Origin of the sequence: Nocardia sp. NPDC059195 (assembly GCF_042754695.1) — a bacterium.
GTDB lineage: Bacteria > Actinomycetota > Actinomycetes > Mycobacteriales > Mycobacteriaceae > Nocardia.
Genome location: NZ_JBHZBG010000074.1, coordinates 1 through 1,161, shown reverse-complemented (window position 1 = coordinate 1,161; position 1,161 = coordinate 1). Strand labels below are relative to the sequence as shown.

Below are 1,161 nucleotides of genomic sequence, written 5' to 3'. Positions count from 1 at the left end.
TAAGCCCTCGGCCTATTAGTACCAGTCACCTACACACGTTACCGTGCTTCCAGTTCTGGCCTATCAACCCCATGGTCTGTAGGGGGCCTTAACCCATCAAGTGGGAGAGAAACCTCATCTTGGAACAGGCTTCCCGCTTAGATGCTTTCAGCGGTTATCCCTTCCGAACGTAGCCAACCAGCAGTGCTCCTGGCGGAACAACTGGCACACCAGAGGTTCGTCCGTCCCGGTCCTCTCGTACTAGGGACAGCCTTCCTCAAGTTTCTTACGCGCGCGGCGGATAGAGACCGAACTGTCTCACGACGTTCTAAACCCAGCTCGCGTGCCGCTTTAATGGGCGAACAGCCCAACCCTTGGGACCTACTCCAGCCCCAGGATGCGACGAGCCGACATCGAGGTGCCAAACCATCCCGTCGATATGGACTCTTGGGGAAGATCAGCCTGTTATCCCCGGGGTACCTTTTATCCGTTGAGCGACACCGCTTCCACTTGCCGGTGCCGGATCACTAGTCCCGACTTTCGTCCCTGCTCGACCTGTCAGTCTCACAGTCAAGCTCCCTTGTGCACTTGCACTCAACACCTGATTGCCAACCAGGCTGAGGGAACCTTTGGGCGCCTCCGTTACATTTTGGGAGGCAACCGCCCCAGTTAAACTACCCACCAGGCACTGTCCCTGAACCAGATCATGGTCCGAGGTTAGAAGTCCAATACGATCAGAGTGGTATTTCAACGACGACTCCCACAACACTAGCGTGCCGCTTTCACAGTCTCCCACCTATCCTACACAAACCGTACCGAACACCAATACCAAGCTATAGTGAAGGTCCCGGGGTCTTTTCGTCCTGCCGCGCGTAACGAGCATCTTTACTCGTAATGCAATTTCGCCGAGTCTGTGGTTGAGACAGCAGAGAAGTCGTTACGCCATTCGTGCAGGTCGGAACTTACCCGACAAGGAATTTCGCTACCTTAGGATGGTTATAGTTACCACCGCCGTTTACCGGGGCTTAAATTCTCAGCTTCGCGCCTAAACGCTAACCGGTCCTCTTAACCTTCCGGCACCGGGCAGGCGTCAGTCCGTATACATCGTCTTACGACTTCGCACGGACCTGTGTTTTTAGTAAACAGTCGCTTCTCTCTGGTCTCTGCGACCCCACCCAGCTC

Annotated in this window: 1 rRNA gene; it reads right to left on the bottom strand. The window is 55.0% G+C overall.

The features are described 5' to 3' along the window. Positions 1 to 1,161 (bottom strand): 23S ribosomal RNA (locus ACFXKN_RS33485); the annotation flags it as partial.